The organism is Nostoc sp., assembly GCF_036919495.1.
Lineage (GTDB): Bacteria > Cyanobacteriota > Cyanobacteriia > Cyanobacteriales > Nostocaceae > Nostoc.
The window spans coordinates 13,007-36,670 of the sequence record NZ_JBALBZ010000080.1 but is presented as its reverse complement, the minus strand read 5'-3'; the positions used below and the strand labels follow the sequence as shown (position 1 = coordinate 36,670).

Here is a 23,664-nt window from a genome sequence, read left to right as displayed (position 1 = left end):
GGGAAGAGGCTACCTGCCATGAAAATATTGGAACGTAGCCAAATCGCCGTCATCGCTCCCAAAACTGCCAGGGGAACTGTCAGCAAAATAATGATCGGGTCAACGTAGCTTTCATACTGAGCCGCTAGCACCAGAAAGACAATAACGAAGGCGAAGGCAAAAATCAAGCCCGTAGATCCCCCAGATGTCTTTTCCTGGAGATAAGTCCCTGTCCACTCATAACCAAACCCTTGAGGTAAGACCTCTGCTGCTAGTTGCTCCATCGCTTTAATCGCCTGTCCAGAACTAGCACCGGGAGCCGGAGCGCCCTGGACTTTGATTGACCTGTATAAGTTGTAATGGGAGATGGTTTTCGGCCCGACAAAGGGAGTAACTTTCACCAGATTGCTCAACGGAATCATCGCCCCACTTGCAGAGCGAACATAGAGCTTGCCAATATCATCTGGATTAGAGCGAAAAACCCCATCTGCTTGGACATATACTCGATACTGTCGCTGTCCCTGCACAAAGTCATTCACATATTGCGACCCCAAGTAACTTTGCAATGCCCCAAAGATGTCGTTGAGTTCAACGCCGAGAGCTTTGGCTTGGTTGCGGTTCACTTGGATGTCCAACTGGGGAGTGTCAGCGGTGAACTGAGTGAAGACTCGCTGGAGAACAGGGTTTTTATTGGCCGCCCCAATGAATTTTTGAGCAGTATCAAGCAGGGTTTGAATCGGCGCACTTCCGGTTTTATCTTGAATGATAAACTCAAAACCACCTGTACTACTTAATCCTCTAACTGGCGGAGCATTGACAGCGATCGCTCTAGCATCTGTAATTGCAGAGAGCTTTTTGTTCATCCTCTGAAGTATTCCATAGACAGACTGAGATTCTTCAGTTCTCACTTTCCAGGGTTTCAGGTTAGCAAAGGCAATGCCTAAATTGGAAGCATTGCCATCGAAACCAAAGCCACTGATCATAAAACTAGCTTGAACTTCGGGAAGCGATGTTACTTCTTTGGCAACCCGCTCCATAACAGATTCGGTGTATTTCAAAGAAACCCCATCAGGCCCTTGGACAACTACAAAGAAGTAACCCTGATCTTCCTCTGGGATAAATCCAGTAGGCACTGCTTTGTACATCAAAACCGTTGCAACTAAACCAGCGATGAAAACCCCAATTACAATCGGCTTGACATGGGTAAGGTAGCTAACAAACCCGACATATCGGCGCGTAAACCAGCTAAATCCCCGATTAAACACCCCAAAAAACCACCCCAAAGGGCCCCGTGGAGTCTGAGCAGGGCGCATGAGGATGGCTGCCATACTTGGAGAGAAAGTTAAAGCATTGAAAGTCGAAATGGCAATAGAGCAAGCAACGGTTAACCCAAATTGTTTGTAGACAATCCCAGTTGTGCCCGGAATGAATGTAACTGGAATGAATACCGCCATGAGTACAAGTGAAGTGGCAATGACTGCCCCAGTCAACTCTTTCATGGCTTCCATCGCAGCCTCCAAGGGCCTCAAGCCCTGCTCCAGTTTGACTGCAACTGCCTCCACCACAATAATGGCATCATCGACAACCAGACCGATCGCCAGCACAAAACCAAATAAAGTCAGTGTATTAATCTGAAATCCTAAAACCAACAGAGCCGCACACGTCCCAACCAGGGAAACGGGGATCGCCACAGTGGGAATGATCGTGGTACGCCAGTCTTGTAAAAAGACAAAAATTACCAAGACCACCAGGATAATCGCCTCAACCAGAGTCTGTAGAACTTCTTCTAAAGAAATTTCTACAAATGGAGTGGTATCAAATGCCACCTGTCCTTTTAGTCCAGGTGGAAAATTCTTCTCTAGTATTTTGATTTGGTCTTCAACAGCATGGGCAACATCCAGGGCATTACTACCCGGAAGTTGATATATCCCCAAACCCACGGCTGGCTTGGGAGCATTCCCTGGAATGGTGAATTTGGCATCAGCCAGATAGCTCTCGGCTCCCAGTTCAACTCGACCGATATCTCTGAGCTTAACTAGGGTGCTATTACTGGTGCTATTAGTGGTACTGGTACTATTAGTAGTGCCATTAGTGCCACCTTGACTCACCTTCAGCACCATATCCTCAAATTCAGCCGCATCTTTAAATCGACTAGTTGCCCGTAAAGCAAATTCAAAACTTTGATTATCTGGTGCTGGTTCCTTACCAATTGCCCCTGCACCCACCTGAATATTTTGTTCTTGCAGGGCAGTTGTCACATCTTGAGGAGTTAGCTGATGTTGGGCAAGCTTGTTGGGATCAAGCCAAAGACGCATCGCATATTTGCGCTCCCCAAAAATCGTAGCTTTTCCTACACCAGGAAGCCGTTTGACCTGATCGAGAATAAACAGATCAACATAATTACTGATAAAAATGTTGTCATACTCATTATTATCTGAGTAAAACCCATAGACGAGAAGCAGACTGCTCGATGCCGTTTCAACGGTGACACCTGTTCGTTGAACAGTATCTGGCAATTGAGGTGAAGCAAGTCCTTCTTTATTTTGAACGTTTACTTGAGCAATATCGCTATTTACATCAGTTGGGAAGGAGACAGTTATATTACTGGAACCATCATTACCCGTATTAGAAGATATATAGGATACACCTTTAACACCATTAATTTGTCGCTCAATAATGTTGGTGACAGTACTTTCTGTTGTTTGAGCATCTGCACCAGTATTGTTGGAGCTAACGGTAATTTGCACCGGGGCGAGGTCTGGTAGCTGAGAAATCGGCAGGATCGGAATACAAATGCTCCCCAGCAGCAAAATGATGAACGTGCAGACCGTCGTCAGGACTGGACGTTTGATGAAGGTATTGACAAACATAAATCCAGGAAAAGTTCAAGACTCGTTAGTGAGGTAGTAGCTTTTTATTAATATAAGGATTATTAAGACTTAGTGTAGGCGATCGCACAAAATTGGAGATTGGGCATTGGGAAGAGACAAGGAAGAAACTTGTCCCACTTATCCCCCTCATCCCCTCCTCTCTCTCCTGGGATGCTACGGTATACACACAAGTCCGCAGCCATATCTTTAATTAATAAATCTCACACTGCGTTTCTATCCTGCCTCGGAATAAATTCCGAGTCTCATAGCCCAATTCCACAAAGCGTGGACTTTCCGCTATCAGCCCTGAACTTCAGTTCTGGGCGGGATGTCGGTGAGTGTGACAATTTCACTTTCACAAAAATAAAATGTGGCTAGAGGATTTTTTGGCTTGTGTGTAGACCATAGCTCCTGGGATAAGATAGGTCAGGGTTTGGTTTAATTAACTGAAAAATCCGGTAATTAGTCCAAATTTCTAATTAGATTTGCCATTACTCTGAAAATTTAACAATTGCTCATCATTGACCCAAATTGCTTGTTGAGGCACAGAAATAGAAATTCCAGCTTCGTCTAAGGCAACTTTCAGGCGGCGGCGAAACTCTCGTGCGACATCCCATTGTTTGAGGGGCTGTGTTTTAATCCATACACGAATAATCAAACCGCGATCGCCAAATTGATCTATTCCCAAAACTTGCGGTGTTTCCAGAATTTGACGCTCCCATTGCGGATCTTTATCCATGTCAAAACCAATACTTTCAATCAACTTCAAAGCCTTTTCAATATCGGCTTGGTAAGCGATGGGGATCGTTAAATCGGCTCGTGACCAACGGCTAGAAAGATTGGCAACAACTTTAATTTCACCATTGGGAATCGTAATCAAGCGCCCTTCGGAATCTCGCACTTGAGTCATCCGCAGATTTAATTTTTCTACTAAGCCTCCCACATCTCCCACAGTAATCACATCGCCTAAAGCGTACTGGTCTTCTAAAATGATCAAGAAACCATTAATCGCATCTTTAATTAAGTTTTGCGAAGCTAGAGACACTGCAACACCAACTAAACTCGCACCCGCTAGCAAGGGAACGATATCTATCCCCAATGACACCAGCGCTAGCAAGAAGCCTACTCCTACGCAGATACCAGTAGCAATGCTTTTAGTCACACCAGAAAATGTAGAAACTCGCAGTTGCAGCCGTTCAGAACTTTCTGGAGTCAATAAAGCACCACTGCTGATTAGAGTGGTGGTGAAGCGGTCAATGAGGGCGTAGATGAGACGGATTGCTACGTAAGTTCCCAAGAACACAATACCTAATCGCAAAGGGAATTGGGCAGCTGTGAGAATCCCTACCTGAAATGGTCGTGTGTAGGGAAATAGGCCCAAAATAAAGAAACTTCCACCTCCCCAAATTCCGGCTTGAGTTAGCTGAAACAATCGTCTTTTGGCTTCTTGGATATGTCGATGTTGCTGTTGATTCAGTTGTGTTGTAATTGGTTGAGCTGCTGCTGTTGGTAGGGAACCTCTAGGCGGTTGGGAGGTAAGGGGGTATACTACATCGTTTTTGGAACGCCTTTGCCAGCTATATACCCCCCAACTCATCACAATCATTGTCAGTCCAATGCCCGCAGCAATTTTGCCTTGGTCGATTAAAAATTGAGTTTGTCTTTCTTGCTTTGCTTGTTGTAAATCTTCTTGTAACGATTCTTTAACTTGATTTGCCGATGTCGATATATCTACCTCTCGAAGTCCAGCATCCTCAGAAGTGACGGTCATTAGGTATTGGTCGTTGACATAAATTACTGGTAATTGGTTTACTTCCCGAATATCTACCTTGACTGGTGTTTTTGCTGGTGATTGAAAGTAATTTTTAGCAATTTTCTCCAACTTATTTTGAATATCTTCTGAACGCTCAGGAAAGTTGCTTCTTGATGCCGCTATCTGAAATAACCGACGACCATCTAAATAAATCCAGCCTGTAACAAGTCTATTATTTGCATCATTACTCACACTGTTAGGAGATGGTAGCAGCTGCGGTAACAAAGGAATCTGGGCTGTAGCTGTTGGCACAGATACAACGGCTATGGCCATTGAACTAGCGATGCCTACGGCGGGCAAAGCCAACGCCAAAAATTGAAAGCGCACTCAAACACCTCCTTGAGTAAAATCTATTAATCATTACTTTAACTATCCTGCGTAATTACTTTGGGTAGATGTACCTATCTAAAGTTGAAGTTTTGCTTTGAGACGATGAAATTTTGATGTTTTTTTATTTACTTTCTATCTTTAGACAGATGACGATTTACTTAAAATTCGTGCTTAAGGGTTAAAAGTCTTGCTTTTTCCAAAGATAAAACAAAAAGGAAGAACCTGGGATGAAGTTGACATTCCGCCGATCAAACGTCAAGCTAGTTTTGAGGACTATTGACTAGTGATTTGCTTTTCTTACAAGAAAAAATCGCCAGTCGTAGAATAACCTAGTAGAGTGCGTAAAATTTACGTAGCTTTTTTTATTTTTTGAGGTAATTTTTGATGACCGCAACTTCTCCCCGATTAAAGCACGAGGTTAAAGACCTCGGCCTAGCTGCCTTGGGAAGACAGCGTATTGAATGGGCTGGACGCGAAATGCCAGTTTTGCGGCAAATCCGCGATCGCTTTGCTATCGAGAAACCCTTTGCTGGTTTACGCCTTGTAGCTTGCGCCCACATTACAACAGAAACAGCACATTTGGCGATCGCTCTGAAAGCCGGTGGTGCAGATGCGCTCTTAATTGCTAGCAATCCCTTATCAACGCAAGATGACGTAGCTGCTAGCCTCGTCCTCGATCATGAAATTCCCGTCTTTGCTCAAAAAGGCGAAGATAACGAAACTTATAACCGCCACGTCCAAATAGCTTTAGATCATCGCCCCAACATTATTGTTGATGACGGTAGCGATGTGGTTGCAACTTTGATACAACAACGCCAACACCAAATCGCTGATTTGATTGGTAGTACTGAAGAAACCACCACTGGTATCGTGCGGTTACGCGCCATGTTTAGAGAAGGCGTTCTCACCTTCCCTGCAGTCAACGTCAACGACGCCGACACCAAGCATTTCTTTGATAATCGCTATGGTACTGGGCAATCAACCCTAGATGGCATTATCCGCGCCACCAATATTTTGTTGGCTGGTAAAAACATTGTTGTCGTCGGTTATGGCTGGTGTGGTAAAGGTACAGCCCTCCGCGCCCGTGGCATGGGTGCTAACGTCATCGTCACCGAAATCGACCCCATCAAGGCAATTGAAGCCGTAATGGATGGCTTCCGCGTTCTGCCAATGGCTGAAGCTGCACCCCAAGGTGATATATTTATTACTGTGACTGGTAACAAGCACGTTGTTCGTGGTGAACACTTCGATGTCATGAAAGACGGTGCGATCGTTTGTAACTCAGGTCACTTTGACTTGGAACTTGATTTGAAATACTTGGCTGCACAAGCTAAGGAAATCAAAGAAGTTCGTCCTTTCACTGAAGAGTACAAGTTGAAAAATGGTAAATCAGTTGTCGTTCTCGGACAAGGACGCTTGATTAACCTAGCTGCGGCTGAAGGACACCCCAGCGCAGTAATGGATATGAGTTTTGCGAACCAAGCTTTGGCTTGTGAATTCCTGGTGAAGAATAAAGGTAAGTTGCAACCTGGTTTGCACTCAATTCCTCTTGAAGTCGATCAAGAAATTGCTCGGTTGAAGTTGGAAGCTATTGGTATCACAATTGATAGCTTAACACCCGATCAAATTGAGTACATCAATTCTTGGACAAGTGGAACTTGATACATTGATTAGTTAATTTTTTGAGGGATAAGCCCAAAAGCTTATCCCTTTTTTTGTATGGGAGATATAAATTCTCAATAGAGAGTAGAATTAAAACCCACATTCCGTACTTCAAGTTGAAGTGCGGAATGTGGGTTATAAGATTTGCGGGTATACAAGACCTGCTTTCGCGGGTTATAAAATCTTATTTTTAGTCCACGAAGGTTGATTTTGTTTGTGTAGCCGTTATTTCTAACCGCTTTTTTGTGCCTTTGCGCGAAACAAAAAAGAGTGCCGTAATTTTCCAAATTAATATAGTATATATTGTAATATAAATTTGCCCCTATGCCAGCTAGAGACATTTACCATAATACCGTTAGAAATGCCCTAGAAAAAGATAGTTGGCAAATTACCAAAGATCCATTTATTCTCAAATGGGGTACAAGAGATTTATATATTGACTTAGGTGCAGAAAAACTCATAGCCGCCGAGAAAAGTGGAGAGAAAATAGCAGTCGAAATTAAAAGCTTTATAGGTGCTTCTTCAGTCACTGACCTAGAAAATGCTTTAGGACAATATATCTTATATTACGACATTCTCACTCGCTTGGAACCTGACCGCCGCTTGTATCTGGCTATTCGTCAAGAAACTTACTCAGAACTATTTCAAGAACCAATTGGTAAAATATTATTAGAAAATCAACGCCTTTGTTTACTTGTCTTTGACTCAAAACGAGAGGTGGTACTGCAATGGATACCTTAGATAACTATCGCCAAATCATTCAAAAAATATTAAACGAATACGCCCAACTCCCCTACGCTTACGGAGAACTAGAAAGACAATTAATTATAGACCAAACCGCCAACCATTACCTACTACTAACATTAGGCTGGGAAAATAATCAACGGGTGCATGGTTGCTTAGTGCATATTGACATTATCAACGATAAAATCTGGATTCAAAGAGACGGTACAGAATACGGTATAGCCAATGAACTTGTTAACGCTGGTATTCCTAAAAATCAAATTGTTCTCGCCTTCCAACCACCCCATATCAGACAGTATACTGAATTTGCAGTTATTTAATTAAACATAAAAGCTGCTGATAAATCTGGAATAGTAGTTGTTATAGCTTCAAACTTTCAACTTCATATACTAGAAATATTCCTACATACACATCTCACACCGATTGAGAATCAGCTCTAATTCTAATATCATTAATGGGATAGGCTTTTGGTATCTTACTTTCTCTACAAGTTAGGACTTACGCACGGGTAACGGAAAACGAACCACAGAGGGCGCAGAGGTCACGGAGGAATGAGAGTTTTAGAGGGTTTTTGCGTAAGTCCTACAAGTTTCTAAATCCTCTTGGTATCTTGGTTTAAGGAAGATAACTTAATCCGCCGACTTTCGCGTGATAATGGTACTAAAACTGGCGCTTGACTTTGAGGATTGCTTTCTTTAAAGCCTTCCACTATCTTAGAAATTTGTGCAATTGTTGGTGCTTCAAATACGCTACGCAAAGGTAACTCAACACCCAAGGTATCGCGCACTCTAGAGATAAGCTGAGTTGCTAATAATGAATGACCGCCTAATTTAAAGAAATTGTCATAAATTCCTACGCGCTTAATTCCCAAAAGCTCGGCAAAAATTTTCATTAACACTTGTTCCACAGGAGTCCGAGGTACGATGTAATTTTCAGACAATTGGGGCTGAATTGCATCATAATAAAATGTTCTTAAGGCGCGGCGATTGATTTTACCATTACCTGTTAGAGGTAAAGACTCTAATATTACAAAAGCTGATGGAATCATGTACTCAGGCAGTTTTTGTGCTATGTAAGTCTGTAACTGTGGCACTAATTTACGCGCAGCTTTGGCTTGTAAGGGATTATTGGCGTAAGATTGCCAGGAATGAGAGTGAGTCGTGCTATGTGGAAAAATAGCTCTCTTACCTATTTTATCTTGCCGTACAAAAACCACATCATAGCATCCTTCAATACTCGAATCTGACCAGGTAATATCAACTTTGTAATTTATATCTAGTGTATAAAAATCTTCTGGTTCTATTCCTATATTTTCGAGTTCTTGCAAAGCTTTACGCATTTGGCCTACAGTTCTAGAATCTTCTACATCTGATAGCCATTCTGCTGTTTTAACTGCTGATATCACCCGCGCATTAGGTACATTATTAATACATAATATTTCTGGTTTAGTTTCAATTAATAATTGACGCACTGCTGACACTGTTAAGTTCTCTTCAGACCAGTTCAGATATGAATTATTTCTAATATTAATAGTTTTATCATCAATATGTAGAATCACATTGTACCGAAATTGAGTTAATTCATTGTGATTGTGTCCCCGTAGCAGTTGAATTTGTACATCGCTAATCTGAGGAAAGCATTGCTTTATTGCACTAAAAAAAGCTGGATCAATTACCAACTCTGTTTCTTGGAAAATTTGCATTTGAACCCGTTGCCGTAACTCAGAACGGCTAAGGGAAGATTCAGCTTGCTCCAGTTGCACTGATGCATGGAAAGCTTGCAAAAGTGGCAAACTACGTACATCTCCTATGAAGATAAAGCCACCTGGAGCAGTTGCCCTCACAGCACCTTCTAATACACAAATCAGATAATCAATAGTAGGAAAATATTGTACAACTGAGTTTAGAATTACTGCATCAAAAGCTGCTGTTTCTACTTTCTCAAAGTCAGTAGCCATTTGCTGATGCAGCGTTACCTGCGGCATTTCTTGCTTTTCTAACTGCTGCTGAATGTAGTTAAGTGAAACTGGGGAAAAGTCTGTTCCCCAATATTTAATACAGTGAGGCGCAATTCTGAATAGAATTAAACCTGTTCCACAACCAATTTCTAACACTCGCTTGGGTTGCAAAGTCAAAATTTGTGCTACTTGATTATTCACCCACTCATGCATTTGCTCTATTGGAATAGGCTGATTTGTGTAACTGCTGTTCCAGCCGATAAAATTAGATGTTGGATCTGAATCAGTAGTAGGCTGATTATAAGTTTCGTCATAGAGCATCTGCCATTGCAAAACCTGCTCATTCTGCAATTGCATTAACTGAACATTCTCCTGCTCACTGCTGTATTCAGTTTTTGCTATAACATAAGCTACTAGACGTTTTTGCTTTTCATGTTCACGACTTATTACTATAGTTTGCTGTACTGCTGGATGCTGACTCAGCACTGCTTCAATTTCACTCAACTCAATGCGGTAGCCACGGATTTTTACCTGCTCGTCGAGGCGAGCTAAAAATTCAATGTTGCCATCTACTCGATAGCGGACTAAATCACCTGTTTTATAAAGTCGTGCCTTTAACTTATTAGTAAAACTATGATAAATAAAGCATTCCGCAGTTAAATCAGGACGGTTTAAATAACCTCGTGCCAATCCATCACCACTTATATATAATTCTCCTGGCACACCAATGGGTACTGGTTGTAAATATTTATCTAGGATGTAAACTTGGGTGTTAGCGATCGCACCACCAATTACAGGTGCTAAACTATCTTTATTCTTAACGGAAATATGACCAGAAGTTGTAACAACTGTGTTCTCAGTAGGCCCATAATTATTATATACTTGGAAGGAGTGGGAAGCTAAAGGATATTGATTTAGTTTGTCTCCACCTGTAAGCAATATTCGTAAACCGACATCTTCAGGAAAATCTAATAATAGAAGCTTCTCTGCTATAGGTGTTGGTAAAAAGGAAATTGTGATTTTTTGTGATATTAACCAATCTCGCAAATATTCAGGCGATCGCCTAATTTCATCATCTACAATATAGATACTTGCTCCAGTACTAAGGTAAGGCCAAATTTCCCAACTACAAGCATCAAAAGCAACCCCAGCTATCTGCGTTACTCGGTCAATAGGTGAAACTGCAAAGGTTTTTTGGTGCCAAAATACTAGATTTAATAATCCTCTATGTTCAATTTGTACGCCTTTAGGTTTTCCTGTTGAACCAGAGGTATAAATGACATAAGCAAGGTTGTTTATTGTAACTTCACTAGGAAGATTGTCTTCAATTTCTTGAGCAATAATTTGGCAATCTTTATCTAAACATATTATATTTGAATTATAGTTTTTTAAATTTTCTAGCCATCGCTCATGAGTTAATACAACTGAGACTTTAGCATCTTCAAGCATAAAGTTTAAACGTTCAGATGGATAGCTTGGATCTAGAGGCACATAAGCTCCACCTGCTTTTAGGATAGCCAACATCCCGATGACCATATCAAAAGAGCGTTCTACACAAAGCCCTACTAAAAATTCGGTTTTAACTCCTAATTTTTTTAGATAATGTGCAAGCTGGTTACTACGTATATTTAACTCTTTATAGCTGAGTTTATCATCACCAAATACTAGTGCAGTTTCATCAGAATTCTGTTTTGTAACCTTCTCAAATAACTGATGTATACATTTATCTTGAGGATAATCTAACTGAGTATTATTCCATTCAACTAATAAATTATGTTGCTCAGATTGACTTAAAAGTGATAATTGTGCAATTCGTTGTTCTGGATTTGGAACTATACCTTCCAGTAATGTTTGGAAATGTTCTAACATTCTGGTGATAGTAGCGTTATCAAATAAATCAGTACTGTAAATTACAAACCCACTAATTCCTTCTGAACTATCTACCCATAAACCATTTTGAGTATTTGGTTGCCAGAGATGGAACTCCAAATCAAAGCGTGTTGTTTCTGTATCAAATACTAGTGGACTTAAAGTTAAACCAGTCAACTCTAATGCTGACATAGGCGCATTTTGCAGGGCAAACACCACTTGAAATAGTGGATTTTGATTCAAGTTACGCTCTGGATGTAGTTCTTCTACAAGTTTTTCAAAAGGTAAATCTTGATGAGCATAAGCCCCTAAAGCTACCTCTTTGACTCGACTTAATAATTCTCGAAAACTTGGGTTTCCTGATAGATCGGTACGCACTACTAAGCTATTGACAAAAAAACCAATTAATCCCTCAACTTCACTACAGTTGCGATTGGCAATAGGTGAACCGATCGCAATATCTTCTTGTTGTGTGTAGCGGTAAAGTAAAACTTTAAATGCTGCTAGTAAGGTTATAAATAAAGTTACCCCTTCTTGCTGTCCGAGAGCTAAAAGTGCTTCGCTCAAACTTTTTGATAATTGTAGAGGTTGCCTTGCACCCTGATAAGTTTGAACAGCTAGCCTTGGTCTGTCGGTTGGCAGATTTAATATAGAAATGCCGTCTAATTGCTTTTGCCAGTAACCAAGTTGCTTTTCTAATACTTCCCCCTGTAACCATTGACGTTGCCAGTATGCAAAGTCTGCATATTGAATTGTAAGTTTCGGCAAAGGAGAAGGCTGATTGCTAGTAAAGACTGTGTAGAGTGCTGTTATCTCTTGAATCAGCACTCCAATAGACCAACCATCAGAAACAATGTGGTGCATATTCAGTAGCAGGATGTATTGTATGTCATCCAACCACAACAGTTTCACTTGCAGCAATGAATCAGTTGATAAATTGAAAGGGCGTTGAGCTTCTTGATTAGTGAATTGTCGTGCTTGTATTTCTCGTTCGGCTTGTGGCAGTTGCCGTAAATCTATTATTGGTAAAGGTATTGTTAGCGTCGGATTAATTACTTGAACTGGTTGCCCTGATTGGATAACAAAATTGGTGCGTAAAGCTTCGTGTCGTCGCACAATTTCGTTAAAAGTTTGTTCTAATGCGGCTTTATTTAGCGAACCTGTTAAATGTAGTGCTACTGGAATATTATAGAAAGGATTATTAGGGATTAATAGGTCAAGAAACCACAGTCGTTGTTGAGCAAAGGAGAGGGGAAGATTTTCAGAACGCGAAATCGGAACGAGAGGTTTAAAGCTGTGGTTATGAGTACGATTAGTTGCTTTTAAAAATTCAATAATTTCTGCTTTATGCTCTTGAATCTCTGCACGCAACTCTACTGTAAGAATTCCTTCAGGCGCGTTACAACGGAACTTTTCACCATCAAGAAAAATTTGAATATCTAAACTGCGAAGATAAGATAATAGCTCAACTGTATTCAAAATTATACCCCTTCGGAACAATTGTTATTTAATAAAAAGTTGGAGGCAGAAGGAATATTGTTTGTTAATAGTTATTTTTGCCACTTTACGCTGTTTATCAACTAACCCAGCATTTTTATCACACTTGCAACAATGTATAAATCAATCTTGGGAGTGAAAGTTGGATGATTCTAACTATAATATGAAGCTAAAAGCAGTTAAAAAGGTATCACAAGGTTTAGGCTCATGATATTCATGCCTCATAATTTTCTACTTATATGGCTGGTTCAACTGCTGTCTGTTGGGGTACTTGGCGGAGGAATCTACATTCTTTATGAGTGGTACGAACGAGAACTTGTAGGAACATCGTACTTAGTAGCTGGACTAATAATGGTTGTGTGGACTTTTGGCGGCCGTTTTATCAGTTTGCCACTGTTGCGCCGTCCTGGCAAACAGGAACCCAAGTTTATGCGTAGTAAAACCGTGCAACGCTTGCCACGTCCAGATGGAAGCGTGTTGCAAGTAGAGTTTTTTGGCCCTGAAGATGGTCAACCAATTATTTTGTCACATGGTTGGGGGCCAAACAGTACTGTATGGTATTATGCCAAGCGACAATTGAGCGATCGCTTCCGAGTAATTGTTTGGGATCTACCAGGGTTAGGAAAATCGGCCAAACCGAAAAACAACGATCACTCTATAGAAAAATATGCCCGTGACTTAGAAGCTGTAATTGCGTTGGCGACAGCCACTCCCAAAGGGAGTATCGCAGGGGATAAACCTGTTATCTTGGTGGGACACAGCATGGGTGGGATGATTAACCTAACATTCTGCCGCCTGTTTCCAGAGCAATTAGGGAGTCGGGTGGCTGGCTTAATTCTTGTAGATACTACTTACACTAATCCGGTAAAAACTTGCATCTTTAGCAATCTGGCACGTAAATTGCAGAAACCGCTCCTCGAACCTGTGTTGTACCTGACTATCTTGTTGTGGCCAGTTTTTTGGTTGATGACTTGGCTTTCATATTTCAATGGTTCGCTGTATATCACCGTCGAACTATCTGGATTTACGGGTACTGAAACACGCGGTCAACTCAATTTTGCAGGTTTATTATCAGCATTGGGTTCACCTGGTGTTCTGGCTCGTGGCACACTGGGAATGTTGAAATTTGATGAAACAGACACACTTGCAACTATTAATGTGCCTGTATTGGTAATGTGTGGGGCTTCAGATATAGCGACAAAACCTGTGGCGAGCGATCGCATGAAAGCAGAATTACCTTACTCTGAAAGAGTCACCTTAAAACCAGGTGGACACATGGCATTGATGGAACAAAACGAACAATTTGCCGAAGCAGTCAGCACGTTTTGTGCTGGCTGCTCATAGCTAGATGTACTTAGTACAGCTTTGCGTAAAATCGTGGCGAGTTGAGGGTTGAAATTTAAACGCAAAGGAGCGCAGAGCTACGCAAAGAATTCGCTACGAATTAATGAAATGTTGTACTTAGTACCTTTTGATTAGTTCCAAAGTAGAGGTCGGCCAATTCTTCTAAAAAAACGTCGGTCTGCGATTCTGGATTACGGAAGTAGGGATGGATGGGAAGGAGTTCAGCGCGAGGGCAGGTTTCCGGTGAAGACAGAATCTGCTCAAGCAAAGTCAGGTAGTTTTCAGCAGTAGATTCCCAAGTGTACTTCTTCAATACTCGTTGCTGACCAGCTTGGGCAAAATACTCCCACTCCTGAGCATCACATAGCAACCGTTCCAAGCCTCGTGCAATATCAGCAGGATCTTCTGGGTCAACCAGTACACCATATTCTTTATTTTCCTGCCGCAAGCTCTCGCTAGGCCCACCATTCTTAGTTGCTACCACTGGTAAACCTGCAACTGCCGCTTCTAAGGGAGCAAGCCCAAAAGGTTCATAGAGCGCGGTCAGCGCAAATACCGAGCGGCGTTTAACCAAAAACCGATAGGCTGCTGCCAATGACTCTTGAGACTGATCTGACAAGCCAAAGGCACTCACCTTGCCCCACAAGTCATTTTCTTCGACTACTTCCCGAATAGGGGCTAAAACCTCTTCAGTCATACTGTCACTAGCTTCCTCTCGCAAAGGATCGTCCAGTCCCCCTGTAATTAGCATCAAGTTAGCTCGTTCCTGAAGTGTTGGACTCATTGCGAAGGCTTGCACTAGCCCCAATATGTTTTTTTTAAGCTCTAATCGACTGGATGCTACAATAACGGGCAAATCTCGACGGTTTTCTGCAATGTCCCGTGCCAATCGCTCCTGAATGTATTGGTAGGTAGCTTCCTCATTTTCAGAACGCGCCTTTGCACCGAAAATTGAGAAATCTGCTCCCGGTGGAATCACTGCAAAGCGATTGTCGTTGTCTACATCCACTGCACCACTATACACTTGATGAGAATACTGTTCAAAGCGTTCTTGTCGTGTACTAGTGATATTAACTGCCGAGCGATTCATGCTCAGGCGTTCGGCTAAAATGCGATATCTGAAATTAAATTGCTCGTCTGTTTCCGTGAGATTTTCTGGCGTGACTTCCAGTTTGTCCATCTTTTGAGCGCCGAGAGAATGAGCAGTAAAGGATAAAGGTATGCCTGTCTCCTCTTCAATTAAAACGCCACAAAGTCCTCCATCACCGTAGTGAGCAGTCATAGCATCGGGTAAACCACCTTGCTGTTGATAAAATTTCAAAATGTTGGGTATCCAATCAGCGACCAGATGAGGCCATAACAACTCTTTAGGGAGAAATTCTTTTGGCCCAGCTGGTAAGCGGATAATGCGGACGTTATCGATCCCTGGATAAGTGTCAATCGCTTTGGCAAACTCTGGCCACTCAGGGTCAATAATTTGACGGGTAATAATATCAACTTTATGACCCATTTGAGCTATAGCTATGGCGAGTTGCTTAACGTAGATCAGCTGACCCCCAAAATCTGCGTGTTTCGTAATGTGGCTATTGCCTGAATCAAAATTGCCTTGAGGGTTGAGAAATCCAATATGCATAGCCTACTTCCTGATACAGGTTGATTTTTACCAGAGATTTTTGCTTGAAGGCGGCAGCATAAAAGCTTAGTGAGCTTGTTAAAAACTCCCAAGGCTGAAAAATGCAGGCAGTAAGGCTGTATATAAATGCCATCAAAAAGTAAGTCAAAGGGCTTTTATTGATTCCCTTTAGCCTAAACTCAGCCAGTTCGCGCATTTTCTTAATGTTTAAGTTAATCGCTATTGCGGCTCGCGCACATATACCGGATGACATAAATGATAAGTTAAAATTCAACGTCTTCTCGCTCTTGTCCCGTAGTTTCAGTTTTATCTGCACCTTTTGCTGCCCAAAACATTGTATCAATGCACTTAGCAAGTTGTTCAATAGTTGGTGCTTCAAACAAATTGCGTACAGTTACATCTATTTGGAAAGTATCTCGGATTCGGGAAATTAACTGAGTCGCAAGTAGAGAATGACCGCCTAATTCAAAGAAATTGTCATGAACGCCTATCTGCTCTTTTACCAAGACTTTAGCCCAAATTTCTCCAAGTAACTCTTCAACTTGCGATCGCGGTGCCACATAATCATATATATCAAAAGTTACTATATCTGTTCTAGGTAAAGCACGACGGTCTACTTTGCCATTCGGTGTTAATGGTATTGATTCCATGACCAGATATGCTGTTGGTATCATGTATTCTGGTAACTTTTCTTTCAAATATTTACGTAATACAGATGCTAAATCTGATACTCCTACTACATTAAGGACAATATAAGCCACCAAATACTTATTATCAGGTATGTCCTCATCAGCAATTACTACTGTTTCTTTCACTGCTGGATGTTCACTCAAAACCGCTTCAATCTCTGATAATTCAATGCGGAAGCCACGAATTTTTACTTGATTGTCAATCCGTCCTAAAAATTCAATATTTCCATCTGGTAAATAGCGGGCTAAATCACCTGTTTTATAAAGTCGTGTTTTTGAATTATTACTAAAATGATTTGTAATAAAGTGTTCAGTAGTTAATTCAGTGTGATTGAGATATTCTCGTGCCAAGCCATCACCGCCAATATATATTTCGCCAATAACGCCAATGGGCAAAGGTTGTAAATGTGAATCTAATATATAAATTTGTGTATTACTGATTGGGCAACCAATGGGAATCAATGTAGCTGATTCTGCTAATTCTTTGATATGATAATAAGATGAAAAAGTTGTATTTTCTGTAGGCCCATATACATGAATTAAATATTTTGGCACACCATGTTGGAGAATTCTTTTAACCCATCTTATATTAACAGCCTCGCCACCAAACAGTAAATATCGTAATGAAGCAAAAGCTTGGGGAACATCTCTAGCAATCTGTTGAAATAAAGCTGTTGTCAAAAATAAGACACTAATTTCTTTTTGTTGTAGCTGTAATGCAAACTCATAAGGCGAAAGGATTACATCTTTGCTAATACTCACAAGTTGAGCGCCGTTAAGTAACGCTCCCCAAATCTCGAATGTTGCTGCATCAAAAGAAGTATTTGAGGCTTGGGCGATTTTATCTGATGGTGACAACTTTATATAATTTGTATTGCATACTAGCCGATTTACAGCTTTGTGAGTTATAGACACTCCCTTGGGTTTACCTGTAGAACCGGAAGTGTAAATAACATAAGCTAAATTATTGGATGTAACGCTATTTTCAAGGTTATTTTTGTTTTCTTGAGTAATAATTTCCCAGTCTTTATCTATGCAAACAATTGGATTGAAGAAACATTCAAAAGACTTGAGTAACTTTTCTTGTGTTATCAATACTGAAACTTGTGCATCTTCCAGCATAAAATTTAAGCGTTCTTGAGGATAGCTGGAATCTAAAGGAAGATATGCTCCTCCTGCTTTCAGAATGCCTAATAAGCCAACTATCATTTCTATAGACTGTGAAATACAAATACCTACTATATTTTCTGAAACTACCCCGATTTTTTGTAAGTATTGTGCTAGTTTATTGCTGCGTATATTCAACTCTTGATAAGTGAGTTGAACGTTACCAAAGATTACCGCTATAGAATTAGGATGATGTTGTACCTGTTCTTCAAACAACTGATGGATACACTTATCATGAGGATAATTTGTCTTAGTATTATTCCAATCTACTAATACCTGATGTAGCTCTGCTTCACTTAATAGTGGTAAATTTGCAATTCGTTGTCCTGGATTGGCAATAATGCTTGACAACAGAGTTTTAAAATGTTCTAACATTCGGCTGATAGTAGCTTTATCAAACAAATCAGTGTTGTAAACTATTACGCCACGGAGTCCTTCAGAGTACTCCCAGTTTGCACCCCATAAGCTCCTAAAATCATCAGAACACTTCCATAAGTGTAATTCTAAATCAAAGCGCGTTTTTTTTAAATCAATATTCATAAAGCTAGGCGCTAATCCAGGCAGTTCTAGTGCTGACATTGGCGCATTCTGAAAACTAAATACTACTTGAAATAAAGGATGATAGCTCAAATTCCGCTCTGGATGCAGTTCTTCAACAAGCTTATCAAATGGCAAATCTTGCTGGCTATAAGCCCCTAGTGTTACCTCTCGAATTCTGCCTAAAACTTCTCGAAAACTTGGGTTTCCAGATAAATTGCTGCGTAATACTAAACTATTGACAAAAAAACCAATAAGACCCTCTATTTCGCTACGGTTACGGTTAGCGATTGGTGAACCTACCGCAATATCTTCTTGATGTGTGTAGCGGTATAGCAAAGTTTTAAATGCTGCCAGCAGCATCATAAAAAAGGTGACATCTTCTTGCTGCGAAAGCTTTTCTAATGCATCAGTTAGCTTTTTTGGTAACTCAAAAAATTGTGTTGCTCCTTCATAGCTTTGTATGGCTGGCCTTGGTTTGTCGGTAGGTAAATGCAGCATAGAAATACCATTTAATTGCTGCTGCCAATAATTTAACTGCGTTTGCAGTACTTCTCCTTGTAGCCATTCGCGTTGCCAATGGGCAAAGTCGGCGTATTGAAGAGGCAGTTCTAATAAAAACGGAGTTTGGTTCTGTGCAAAAGCTGTGTACAGCGTTCCCAGTTCCCGAATCAGCACCCCAATAGACCAATCGTCGCAGATAATGTGGTGCATATTCAGTAATAGAATATGTTCTTTGTTAGAAAGCACAAGCAACTTCACTCGCAGCAATGGCCCAAAGGATAAATCGAAGGGGTATTCTATCTCTGCGTTAATAATGCTGTTTACTCTAACCTCCCTTTCACCATCTGGCACTAGCTGGAGGTCTAATACAGAAATAGGTATTGTTAAGCTGAGTGCAATTGCCTGTAGAGGTTGCCCATCTAACACTATAAATGTCGTGCGTAAGGTTTCATGGCGATGTACAATTCTGTTAAAAGTCTGCTCCAGTGCCGTTAAGTTAAGCGAACCTGTTAAGCGAATTACTGTCGGCACATTATAAATAGTATTGTCAGGGATCAACTGATCGAGGAACCATAATCGCTGTTGGGCAAAAGATACTGGAAAGACAAAAACCTCTTCAGAAGACATATATAGCAATCCTAAATGAGTCGTGAAAAATATAGATAAGGAAACGAACCGCGAAGAACGCGTTCGCGTAGCATCTCGTAGAGAAGGACGCAAAGGGAAGAAAGAAGAAAGAGATATATAATTTTCACAAATGATTTAGGACTGCTATAGCAATCCTAAATCACTCGTGAAAATCTCTCTTTATTCTCTCTGCGTTCTCTGCGCCTCTGCGGTTCGTTACAATTAAAGTTTGTCTTTCTCAATACAGCCTCTTAACTGCGCTGCGAGAACCTGAATATGAGGTTTTCTCAGCATAGTTAGGTGATTGCCAGGAATATGATGAATTTCCGTTCCTCCCACAGCTAACTCATCCCAACCCATACTTGGCTCTCCTTCAGCAACCTTTAACTGAACTTTTGTTCTGAAAAGATTAATTCGCTTAGGGTAGACTTGCGGAACGTAGTTGAGAACTGCTTGGCTATTGGCGTAAAAAACACGAAGCATAGGGATAATTGCCGACTCACTTAAAAGTCTTAGCTTGGATTCTTCAGATACATGGTTAACTGTGGCATCCTCCTTTTGGATAAAGTGTGAGAACAGATTTGTTTTGAGCGATCGCCTTAGCGACTCCCTTTGGGAGTATCGCATCAACTCCTTAAAATTATAAAATCGAGAAGTTAGTCTATTTATTCGGTTCTTACCAGGAGTAGTAATTAGACACAAATAATCGAGGAAAAAGGGCCACATATATGGCACTACTGTAGTAAAAATAAACTTGAAAGCATTACTTAAAGAAGGTAGATTGCTCTTAATTGGTGCTACAGTGTCAAGCACAGCAAGTAGAGCTACTTCTTCCCCAGAATTTTGGAGTTGTTGAGCCATTTCAAAAGCAACCCAACCTCCAAAAGACCAACCTCCTATAAAATAAGGGCCTTTCGGTTGTACTGAGCGCAATGCTTCAATGTAGTGGGTAGCCATATCTTCAATGCGATTTAGTGGAGTTTTCCCATCAATTCCAATAGGCTGTAGCCCATAAAGTGGCTGATTTTCACCTAATTGATGAGCTAATTCATAATAAGGAAAGACAACACCAAATATTGGATGGACGCAAAATAAAGGCGGATTTGAGCCATTCGGTTGAATCGTAACCAAAGGAGACCACCCCAGAGAATCCGTCTTTGAATATAGAGCAATTGCTAAACTTTCAATTGTTTGATTTAAAAACAGGTTAGATAAAGGTAAATCACGCTCAAACTGTTTGTTTATTTGGTCTAATAAAAGTATAGCTAGCAGCGAATTACCTCCCAAATCAAAGAAGTTGTCATGAATACCCACATTCTCAACATTAAGGACTTCAGCCCAGATTTTTACCAAGGTTGACTCAGTTGGAGTCCGAGGAGCAGTAAAGGCTTTATCTATTGAGCGGCTCTGAGTATCAATTGCTTTTAATGCGTGACGATCTACTTTGCCATTAGCCGTTAACGGCAGAGAATCTAGCATTATAAAAGCTTTTGGTATCATGTATTCTGGTAATTTTTCTTTTAAGAATTGACGTAATTCAATAATTATTTGCTCCTGAGGTGACTTAGAAACAATGTAAGCTACTAAATGCTTGTTATTATATAGATTATCTTGAGCAATTACAATTGCTTTTTCTACGTTATTATGCTGGCTTATAACTGTTTCGATTTCTGACAATTCAATACGAAAACCGCGAATTTTTACTTGATTATCAATACGCCCTAAAAATTCGATATTACCGTCTGGTTTATATCTGGCTAAATCACCCGTCTTGTAAAGTCTTGTTCCTTTTTTACCATTAAAAAGATTGGGAATAAACTTTTTGGCAGTTAACTCAGAGTAGTTAAGGTAGCCTCGTGCTAACCCATCACCAGCGATACATAATTCGCCTAAAATTCCAACTGGTACAGGTTGTAAATGCTTATCTAATATATAAATTTCAGTGTTAGCAATTGGGCGGCCAATAGGTGGTTTTTCACTCACAGATTTAATTTCGGCAACAGTTGACCAAACGGTTGCTTCAGTAGGCCCGTAAGCGTTAAAAAACCTACGACTAGGATTCCACCAACGTTTTACTATATCCTCAGAACATGATTCACCCGCACTAATAATAGTTTGCAATGCAGGTAATGATTCTGTAGGTAGAACTGCCAAAACCGCAGGCGGAAGGGTAACGTGAGTAATAGCTTTTTCGCGTAATAGTTGGAGTAAAGCTTTTCCAGATAGAAGGTATTCTTTATTTGTTAAATAAAGGGTTGCTCCTATTCCCAATGCCATGACAATCTCAAAAATTGAGGCATCAAAACTCAATGATGCAAATTGCAGAATGCGGTTACTCGGTTGCAAGTTAAAAACCTCAATCTGATCTTCTAGCAAATTAGACAGCCCTCGGTGTTCAATTAAAACACCTTTTGGCTGCCCTGTAGAGCCAGAGGTATAGATGACATAAGCTAAGTTTTCAAGTGTTACGCAACTGTTTGGGTTTTCTCCGCTATGTTGTGTAATAGCTACCAAATCTTTATCTATACAAATAATTTGATTCGAGAATGCTGTAAAATTTTGAAGTAAATTTTCTTGTGTCAACAATACTGAAACTTGTGCATCTTGCAACATAAAGTTAAGACGCTCTTGAGGATAACTGGGATCTAAAGGTAAGTATGCACCGCCAGCTTTGAAGATACCTAATATGGCGATTATCATTTCTGCGGAACACTCTACACAAATGCCAACTATAGATTCAGTTTGTACACCTATTTTTTTGAGATAATGTGCCAGTTGGTTACTGCGTACATTTAACTCTTTGTAGCTGAGTTGTTGATTATCAAATACTAGCGCGATCGCATCAGGACTTTTTTCCACTTGTGCTTCAAACAACTGATGGAAACACTTACTATTTGAGTACGTTTTCTTAGTGTCATTCCAATCAATTAATAACTGCTGTCGTTCTCTTTCAGTAAGCAAAGCTAAATCTGAAATACGCTGTTTTGGATTGACAACAATACTTTCTAAAAGTATTTGGAAATGTCCCAGCATTCGTGTGATGGTGCTTTGATCAAATAAATCGGTGCTATATACGACTTCTCCTTTCAGAGTTTCCAAGTCTCGCCACAGATGGAACTCTAAATCAAACTTTGCAATTTTACTCTCGAAATCGAATAACGAAAGCTTTAACCCAGGTAACTCTAGTGCTTCAATGGGAGTATTTTGCAGACTAAATACGACCTGAAATAAAGGATGGTGGCTCAAATCTCGCTCTGGGTGAAGTTCTTCCACCAGCTTTTCAAAGGGCAAATCCTGATGGGCATAAGCTCCCAAAGTTACCTCTCGTACTCGATTTAATAATTCTCGAAACGTCGGGTTCCCTGATAAATCGCTACGTAGTACCAAACTATTGACAAAAAAACCAATTAACCCTTCTAGCTCGCTACGATTACGATTAGCGATCGCTGAACCTACTACAATATCCTCTTGCTGCGTGTAGCGATAGAGCAAAGTCTGAAACGCTGCAAGCATTGTCATGAACAAGGTTACATCTTCTTGATAGCTAAGTGTCTCTAACGCTTGAGTTAAAGAATGTGGTAGTTCTAAAAATTGTTTTGCACCCCTGTAGGTTGAAACTGCTGGTCTTACTCGGTCGGTGGGGAGATTCAGCACCGAAATCTTGTCTAATTGCTTTTGCCAATAAGCTAACTGCGTTTGTAAAGGCGAACAGCCGTTTTCCCCCACTGCTTGCAGCCACTCCTGTTGCCATTGGGCGAAATCTGCATACTGAATGGGTAGTTCTGGCAGAAGCGTAGACATTAGACATTGGTTATCTTCTACAAAAGCTTTATATAATACGCCCAGTTCTCTGATTAACACCCCAATTGACCAGCCATCGGCAACAATGTGATGCAGATTTAGCAGCAGCACATATTCGGCTTCACCTAGTTGTAGCAGCTTCACTCGCAGCAATGGCCCGGTGGTGAGATTGAAAGGATGTTGAGCCTCTGCGGTTGCGATTCGCCGTACTTGTGTCTCACATTCTCGATCGAAATTGCGTATATCTATTAGGGGAAACGGTATAGTTAAGCTGGGTGCGATCGCCTGCACTGGTTGCTGCTCTATCATCACAAACCTAGTGCGTAAGGTTTCATGGCGACGGACAATTTCGTTGAATGTCTGCTTTAAAGCGGTAAAGTTGAGGGAACCTGTTAGGCGAAGTGCTGTTGACACATTGTAAAATGGATTGCCCGATGCTAATTGGTCGAGAAACCACAATCGCTGCTGGGCAAAAGAAGTGGGGAAGACAAAAACCTCTGCTTCATCAGAAAAATTAAGTTCTTCATCAGCTGTGAGGCTACTGAAAATATACTGGCTCATAACAAAATCTTTGTTAAAAAAAGAGCATGAAGACAGAGGGCTGATGTACTAAAGTTATTTCTTCCACGACGATCGCGCAT

10 protein-coding genes are annotated in these 23,664 nt (G+C 40.8%); 4 read left to right on the top strand and 6 right to left on the bottom strand.

Annotated elements, in window-relative coordinates:
* Window positions 1–2,849 (bottom strand): efflux RND transporter permease subunit (locus V7K25_RS11570; protein WP_335157974.1); only part of this gene is annotated, 2,849 nt, incomplete at its 3' end.
* 475 nt (window positions 2,850–3,324) lie between these two features.
* The gene (locus V7K25_RS11565) at window positions 3,325–4,989 is read right to left on the bottom strand and encodes a mechanosensitive ion channel family protein (protein ID WP_442948081.1); all 1,665 of its coding nucleotides are present in this window, start codon (window positions 4,987–4,989) and stop codon (window positions 3,325–3,327) included.
* Between the two features lie 387 nt (window positions 4,990–5,376).
* On the opposite strand from V7K25_RS11565, the gene ahcY reads away from it, so the two are divergent.
* From ahcY to V7K25_RS11550, 3 genes are all read left to right on the top strand, one after another.
* Window positions 5,377–6,654, top strand: coding sequence for an adenosylhomocysteinase (ahcY, locus tag V7K25_RS11560; protein ID WP_335157972.1), 1,278 nt, complete (start codon window positions 5,377–5,379; stop codon window positions 6,652–6,654).
* 324 nt (window positions 6,655–6,978) lie between these two features.
* Entirely contained in the window at window positions 6,979–7,395 is a 417-nt protein-coding gene (locus tag V7K25_RS11555; protein WP_335157970.1) for an element excision factor XisH family protein, read from the top strand.
* A complete protein-coding gene (locus V7K25_RS11550; RefSeq protein ID WP_335157968.1) occupies window positions 7,383–7,718 on the top strand; it encodes a XisI protein in 336 nt (111 codons plus the stop codon). Before V7K25_RS11555 ends, V7K25_RS11550 begins: the two co-directional genes overlap by 13 nt.
* A 272-nt stretch (window positions 7,719–7,990) precedes the next feature.
* Here the strand turns inward: V7K25_RS11550 and V7K25_RS11545 are convergent, their stop codons facing one another.
* Window positions 7,991–12,703: an amino acid adenylation domain-containing protein gene (locus V7K25_RS11545; protein ID WP_335157966.1), complete on the bottom strand. Its 4,713-nt coding sequence runs from the start codon at window positions 12,701–12,703 to the stop codon at window positions 7,991–7,993.
* Window positions 12,704–12,937: 234 nt separating this feature from the next.
* Here V7K25_RS11545 and V7K25_RS11540 point away from each other — a divergent pair, with 234 nt between their 5' ends.
* On the top strand, window positions 12,938–14,065 hold the full coding sequence (locus V7K25_RS11540) for an alpha/beta fold hydrolase (RefSeq protein WP_335157964.1): 1,128 nt from the start codon (window positions 12,938–12,940) through the stop codon (window positions 14,063–14,065).
* A gap of 100 nt (window positions 14,066–14,165) precedes the next feature.
* On the opposite strand, the gene V7K25_RS11535 is transcribed toward V7K25_RS11540, so the two are convergent.
* The 3 genes from V7K25_RS11535 to V7K25_RS11525 form a co-directional block, all read right to left on the bottom strand.
* A complete protein-coding gene (locus tag V7K25_RS11535; RefSeq protein ID WP_335157962.1) occupies window positions 14,166–15,698 on the bottom strand; it encodes a glycosyltransferase in 1,533 nt (510 codons plus the stop codon).
* A 263-nt stretch (window positions 15,699–15,961) separates the two neighbouring features.
* Window positions 15,962–19,222 (bottom strand): non-ribosomal peptide synthetase, encoded by a 3,261-nt coding sequence (locus V7K25_RS11530; protein WP_335157961.1) that lies wholly within the window; start codon window positions 19,220–19,222, stop codon window positions 15,962–15,964.
* A gap of 222 nt (window positions 19,223–19,444) precedes the next feature.
* A complete protein-coding gene (locus tag V7K25_RS11525) occupies window positions 19,445–23,584 on the bottom strand; it encodes a non-ribosomal peptide synthetase (protein WP_335157959.1) in 4,140 nt (1,379 codons plus the stop codon).
* Between the last annotated feature and the right edge of the window lie 80 nt (window positions 23,585–23,664).